We start from the raw sequence: 6,860 nt of genomic DNA, 5'->3' as shown, positions 1-6,860 counted from the left end.
TAACTTTATAAAACTTTTGCGCTAGTGCGGGTAATATCTTCTACTTTTATATTGTGTGCTTCAAACTTGGACTTCAAGGAAACCAAGTCAATATCTCCGTCAATTTGTACCTCAATGACAACTTTACCGTCCTTACGAGGAATATTGACTGTGTTTGAAATATTGAGGTTTTCTTCGACAAGCAAGGCGATAATATGCGATAGGACACCAACCTCGTCTTCTGTGACAAAGCGCATCCGAACGCCCTTTTCGCCATAACCAGAAACTTCTAGAAAAGCTTTGAAAATGTCGCGATCCGTAATGATTCCATAGACCTGCTCATTGTCAACAACTGGTAAGATTCCAATTTTATTTTTCAGCATCAAATAAGTCGCATCTTCCAGACTAGCATACTGGGAAATCGTAACGACATCGTGAATCATCACATCTTTTACCTTGGTTTTATTCAGAAGATAGTTCATTTCATAAATAGATAGGCTCGTTGCCTTTGATGGACTTGCTTCTGCGATTGTTCCTTCTGTCACAAGGCCCACCAGTTTATCATTTTCAATCACGGGCAAGCGGTGCAATTTTTGGTCGCGCATAATATCTGCCGCATGCGCAATCGTTGTGTCTGGGCTAATGTATACAACCTTGCGTGTCATAAAATCTTTTACTGCCATGAGAAGCCTCCTCTAGTTTCTTTTTCTAATCTTATTATACTGTATTTTCCAACTAATTCCAAACGCTTTCACGGTTTTCTCTTATGTTTTCAAAATTTAGAAAAATCAGGCAGGCTACCTATAAAAAAGCTAGATTCTCCTATGAGAAAACGAGGAGGAACGTTTGACCCAGCCTCGCTTTAGCCTATCTCTAGAGTTTCTTGTCTAATACCACTAGTAACAAGTTAACGAAAAAGCAATTGAAAGAGAAAATTGATCAGCCTAATGCTACTTTTCTATTATTTCTCCAAACTTCTAACAAAGGCCTGGTAAGTCTGTTCCATTAGCATGGTAATGGTCATCGGTCCAACTCCCTTTGGAACCGGAGTAATGAGACTAGCCACTTCTGCCACTTCGTCAAATTTAACATCGCCAATCAGCTTGCCATTTTCATCCCGGTTCATGCCGACATCGATAACGACAGCTCCCTCCTTGACAAAGTCCTTGGTTACAAAGTGTCCTCGTCCGATAGCCACCACTAAAATATCAGCTTTCTTTGCAATTTTTGCTAAATGATGGGTCCTCGAGTGCGTCAAAGTAACGGTCGCATTTTTAGACAACAGAAGCTGAGCCATGGGTTTACCGACAATATTGCTACGACCAATCACCACCGCATTCTTGCCTTCCAAGTCTACCTTATATTCGCGGAACATTTCCATGATTCCTGCTGGTGTAGAAGGGATCATCAAGGGATGTCCTGACCAAAGCCGGCCCATATTGGTCGGATGAAAGCCATCTACATCCTTATCTGGATCAATGGCTAATAAAACCGCTTCATCGTCAATGTGGGCTGGCAAAGGAAGCTGGACTAGGATTCCGTGCCAAGCTGGATCCTGATTATATTTAGCAATCAAAGCCAGCAATTCTTCCTGACTCGTTGACTCAGGCAGACGCACAATTTCACTGCGGAAGCCTGCAGCTAGAGCGGATCGTTCTTTATTTCTCACATAAACCTGACTGGCTGGATTGTCGCCCACCAGAATCACCACTAAACCAGGTTCCTGACCTGTCTCTGATTTTAACTTTGCTGTTTTTTCTGCAAGTTTCGCTTGAAGCTTTTCTGCTAAAGCTTTCCCGTCAATAATGTTTGCCATTCTTTTCTCATTTCTTTTTCACTATATTTATTCATTATATCAGAAATCCTTCTGTCCCACTTATACATTTTTCTTATATAAAGTTATAAGATTAAAGACTGAGCTTGACGAGCAAAATAAAAAAGCAGAAGCCTGCTTTTTAGTATAATAATTCATAAATTTCCATGGCAATCAAGTCAATACTATCGAAAGTATAAGTCTCACGCGCTGCCACATCACGCAGAGTAAAAATTGGTCCATTTTCTTCGTCGTAGCTGTACGCCACTTCGGCAACAACTACTCCTTCACGTTCAAAATTACGTTTTAAATTTCCACCATCTTTGGCCATAGCTTCCAAACGATTGATGATTCTAACTAAATGTGATTCCATTTTATTTCTCCTATTTACTTGCTTCTCTCCTATTTTACCATAAAAAGAAACTGAAATACCAGTAAAAGACCATTTTTTTCTCTTTTCGCACTATAATTTCTCAAAAAATCAGTCTCAGGGAGGATTTTGTAGTAAATTCTTGCATTGTGCAAGAATACTGATATAATGAAACTATAATACTTTGACTATTTTTGACCATTTAAAAATAGGTGGATCTACGGCCAAAGAAAGAGGTAGAATATGCTTTGTCAAAATTGTAAAATCAATGAATCAACCATCCATCTCTATACAAATGTAAACGGAAATAAACAGCAGATTGACCTTTGTCAAAACTGCTACCAAATCATGAAGACAGACCCTAACAATAGCCTTTTTCGAGGACTGACTCAGGCTAACAACCAAGGAATTGACCCTATTGACGATTTCTTTAACAGTCTTGGTAATTTTCAACAACCCCAAGAACCAAATCCAAATATCCCGCCAACTCAATCTGGAGGAGGCTACGGTGACGGTGGCTATGGTGGCAATTCCAATCATGGAGGCGGAGCACGCCAACAGGCTCCGCAAAAGCCAAAAGGTCTCCTAGAAGAGTTTGGTATCAATGTGACTGAGATTGCTCGTAAAGGAGAGATTGATCCTGTTATCGGTCGGGACGAAGAGATAACTCGTGTCATCGAAATCCTCAACCGCCGCACCAAGAACAATCCTGTCCTTATCGGAGAGCCCGGTGTCGGAAAAACAGCTGTGGTCGAAGGCCTAGCCCAGAAGATTGTGGACGGGGACGTTCCTCATAAACTCCAAGGCAAGGAAGTTATCCGCCTAGACGTGGTTAGCTTGGTACAGGGGACTGGCATTCGCGGCCAATTTGAAGAGCGGATGCAGAAGCTCATGGACGAGATTCGCTCTCGTCAAGATGTCATTCTCTTTATCGATGAAATCCATGAAATTGTCGGAGCGGGTTCTGCTGGCGATGGCAATATGGACGCCGGAAATATTCTCAAACCAGCTCTGGCTCGTGGCGAACTCCAGATGGTCGGAGCAACCACCCTTAATGAATACCGTATCATCGAGAAGGATGCAGCCCTCGAACGCCGCATGCAGCCCGTTAAGGTAGATGAGCCGACTGTTGAAGAAACCATTACCATCCTTAAAGGGATTCAGAAAAAATACGAAGACTACCATCACGTCAAGTACACAGATGCGGCCATTGAAGCAGCTGCCCTTCTCTCCAACCGCTACATCCAAGATCGCTTCCTACCAGACAAGGCTATCGACCTCTTGGATGAGGCTGGCTCTAAGATGAATCTGACCCTCAACTTTGTTGATCCTAAGGTTATTGACCAGCGGTTGATTGAGGCCGAAAATCTCAAGGCTCAGGCGACTCGCGACGAAGACTTTGAAAAAGCAGCTTACTTCCGCGATCAGATTGCCAAATACAAGGAACTCCAAAAGACGAGCGTGCTGGATAACGATATCCCAATTATCAGCGAGAAAACCATTGAACATATCGTGGAGCAAAAAACCAATATTCCAGTCGGCGACCTGAAGGAAAAAGAACAGTCTCAACTAGTCAATCTTGCCAGCGATTTAAAATCTCACGTCATCGGTCAAGACGATGCTGTAGATAAGATTGCCAAGGCCATCCGCCGCAACCGGGTCGGACTGGGAAGTCCTAATCGCCCAATCGGAAGCTTCCTCTTTGTCGGACCAACTGGTGTCGGTAAGACTGAGCTGTCTAAACAATTAGCCATTGAGCTCTTTGGCTCGGCTGACAGCATGATTCGCTTTGATATGAGTGAATACATGGAAAAACACAGCGTAGCCAAGCTGGTCGGTGCCCCTCCAGGCTACGTCGGCTATGAGGAGGCTGGTCAGTTGACTGAGCGCGTCCGCCGCAATCCCTACTCACTCATTCTGTTGGACGAGGTAGAAAAGGCCCATCCTGATGTTATGCACATGTTCCTGCAGGTTCTAGATGATGGCCGCCTGACCGATGGTCAGGGTCGGACTGTCAGCTTCAAGGATACCATTATCATCATGACATCCAATGCCGGAACTGGCAAAGCTGAAGCCAGCGTTGGCTTTGGGGCAGCTCGTGAAGGCCGTACCAATTCCGTCTTGGGTGAATTGGGCAACTTCTTCAGTCCTGAGTTTATGAACCGCTTTGACGGCATCATCGAATTTAAGCCACTCAGCAAGGACAACCTGCTGCAAATCGTCAACCTTATGCTGGACGATGTTAATCAACGTTTGGCAACCAATGACATTCATCTGGATGTTACGGAGAAGGTCAAGGAAAAATTGGTTGATCTTGGCTACGATCCGAAAATGGGTGCTCGTCCATTGCGCCGTACCATTCAGGACCATATCGAAGACGCCATTACTGACTTCTATCTGGAAAATCCAAGCGAAAAAGAACTCAAAGCTATCATGACTAGCAATGGAAAAATTCTCATCAAATCAGCCAAAAAGGCTGAAGCAGAAAAAACCAAGCTCGATGAAAGCCAAAGCTAACTGATTTTAGCTATGCGTCTTGATAAACTTTTAAAAACAAAGCAAGAAGAGAACGGACAAAGTATTCCGTTCTCTTTTTGAATTCTATTTAATTTTTAGTGGAGCTCACTGGATAGCCTTATCTTCTAGCGCTCTCTAGCGTAATTAACCATGTCATAAGGTAGAGTATTGGCTCTTTCTTTCAGTGAGTAATTTTCTAAATTATTGACATTTTGGCGCAGGCGTTTAGCATAGCTACTTGAGATCAATTTCTTTTTCTCATATTCAAAGATAATTTTTCTCTCCAAATAATAGCCCCAGATCATTTCTGAGATATTATTGGGCTTGAATCGCGCAATAACACGCTCGATGAAGGCACCACTACCGATGATCTCCGTTTCTCTTAGTCGAGATTCCTGCAAAAAAGTAATTAGAGAAGGCTTATAGATGCCTTTTAGATGTTCCAAACTTTCGATAATGACTTCGGTATTGGACAGATAAAGCTCTGCTATATCCTCCATATCCTCAGCAGTTAAATGCTTAGCTCCACCTTGCCTCCAAGAGCGCCATCTAGCACCAAGGGTGACGATTTCATGGAGCAACATACGCAATACGCGCAGTGTAACGAGAAACATATAGGTAAAGCGAGAAACTAAGTTTCGATTGATGCCCTGCTCAATATTATGTAGGTAACGCTGATAAAGGTGATAGCTACGGTCGCTGATTTTTCCTTCCTCAAAAGCTTGCTCCAAACCATCATTTTCGATACTCAAAATCAATAATTTCAGAGCCGCCAAGTCTCGCTGAGTGGCCTTGTCTTCCTGTTCAAGGATTAGGTTTTCGATACGACCATGGTAATTGTCAATAGCCGCATAGAGAGGTGCCTTAGCCTTAGCTTGCTTGAGGCCTGCTTCCAGCTCACCCACCACTTCATTTAAAATAGCAATGTGCATCAGGTGCTCATTTTCCTCTTCTCTTTCCTCAGACAGATGAGGAAGTGTGAGTAGACCCGTCAGAAAGCTAAGAAAGGTCACACCTGCTACCAAGAAAAGCAACAAAGGATGATCTTGCTCCAATTGACTCGGAATCAAAAGAATAGTCGCAATGGAGACAGTTCCTTTGACACCTGAAAAGGTCAACAGCAGCATTTCCTTCAGGTAGTTTCCAACATTCTTGTGCAATCTTCTGATTCGAATGAAGTAAAAAGTGAACAACATGACAAACCGAAGGGCAAAGAGTAGGAAAGTCAGAAGGACAATGCTCACGAGTAGCAAGATATTATCGTAAATCGGGCTCTTTAAGATTGGCTCTGCAATCATCTCCAGCTCGATCCCTAAAATGATAAAGACAGAACCATTGAGCATAAAGTTCACTGTATTCCAGATGGTTTCTGTAACCGAATCCACCTGGGCTTCCAGAAGCGTTATCCGCTTGAAGCGGCTAGCCTTAAAGATACCTGCGACGACCACTGCGATAATCCCTGAAACATGGATTTCCTCCGCTAAAAAGAAGGTAACCAAGGGTAGGCTCAGCTCCAGCAAGAGCTCACTAGCAATATCTGATACTTGGGCACTCATCAGCAGTTTATGCAACCAGCGATTAAGAGCTGCGCTGGCCATCCCGACGGCAAAACCACCGATAATGGAAAGAACTAAGGAAATACTAGCTTTACCTAGGGAAAAACTTCCTGTAGTCCATGCCAAAAGAGCCACACGAAAAGCAACTAGACCAGACGCATCATTGAGCAATCCTTCTCCTTTTAGGATATTTTCCACCCGCTTGGGGAAGGAAAAACGTTCTGATAGGGAAGCAAAGGCAACCAAGTCTGTTGGACCCAAAGCGGCTCCTACGGCAATGCAGGCCGCCAAGGGCAAGGCCCCCCAGAGAAGATGAGCCAGATAGCCCAAACCAAGCGTTGAAATAAAGATAACTGGAAAAATCAAATACAAAATGATTCGCCAGTGCTTGAGAATACTTGTAATATTGCTTTCCTCAGCCTCCCGAAAGAGCAAGGGTCCGATTACCAAGGCCAAAAATAGCTCTGTATCTAAATGAAATTTCCCCTGAGGAAGGAGAAAACCAAGCGAAATTCCTAGCACAATTTGCACTAGAGGTAAAGGAAGCTGGGGCAGCAAGCGATTGGTCACATTCGATACAACCAATAAGAGCAAAAAAACAATCGCGTAGAGAAGGATTTCCACT

Annotated in this window: 5 protein-coding genes; 1 reads left to right on the top strand and 4 read right to left on the bottom strand. The window is 43.5% G+C overall.

Annotated features, from left to right (window positions below; translation table 11 throughout):
- Positions 1–5: 5 nt before the first annotated feature.
- The 3 genes from O3651_RS09590 to O3651_RS09580 all read right to left on the bottom strand — a co-directional run bounded on the left by O3651_RS09590 (position 6) and on the right by O3651_RS09580 (position 2,165).
- Complete coding sequence (locus O3651_RS09590; protein WP_048763750.1) at positions 6–662, bottom strand: CBS domain-containing protein; 657 nt, start codon at positions 660–662, stop codon at positions 6–8.
- A gap of 278 nt (positions 663–940) precedes the next feature.
- Positions 941–1,795 carry a bifunctional methylenetetrahydrofolate dehydrogenase/methenyltetrahydrofolate cyclohydrolase gene (locus tag O3651_RS09585; RefSeq protein ID WP_371610275.1) on the bottom strand — a complete coding sequence of 285 codons (855 nt, stop codon included), beginning with the start codon at positions 1,793–1,795 and terminating at the stop codon, positions 941–943.
- Between the two features lie 139 nt (positions 1,796–1,934).
- The gene (locus O3651_RS09580) at positions 1,935–2,165 is read right to left on the bottom strand and encodes a DUF1797 family protein (protein ID WP_005592360.1); all 231 of its coding nucleotides are present in this window, start codon (positions 2,163–2,165) and stop codon (positions 1,935–1,937) included.
- Between the two features lie 240 nt (positions 2,166–2,405).
- Between O3651_RS09580 and O3651_RS09575 the strand changes: the two genes are divergently transcribed.
- Entirely contained in the window at positions 2,406–4,679 is a 2,274-nt protein-coding gene (locus O3651_RS09575; RefSeq protein ID WP_371610274.1) for an AAA family ATPase, read from the top strand.
- Positions 4,680–4,804: 125 nt separating this feature from the next.
- Here O3651_RS09575 and O3651_RS09570 read toward each other — a convergent pair whose 3' ends face one another.
- Entirely contained in the window at positions 4,805–6,859 is a 2,055-nt protein-coding gene (locus O3651_RS09570) for a cation:proton antiporter (RefSeq protein WP_371610273.1), read from the bottom strand.
- Position 6,860 lies beyond the last annotated feature (1 nt).

It is taken from the genome of Streptococcus sp. 27098_8_73 (assembly GCF_041432495.1).
GTDB lineage: Bacteria > Bacillota > Bacilli > Lactobacillales > Streptococcaceae > Streptococcus.
This window is presented reverse-complemented; position numbering and strand designations above follow the sequence as displayed.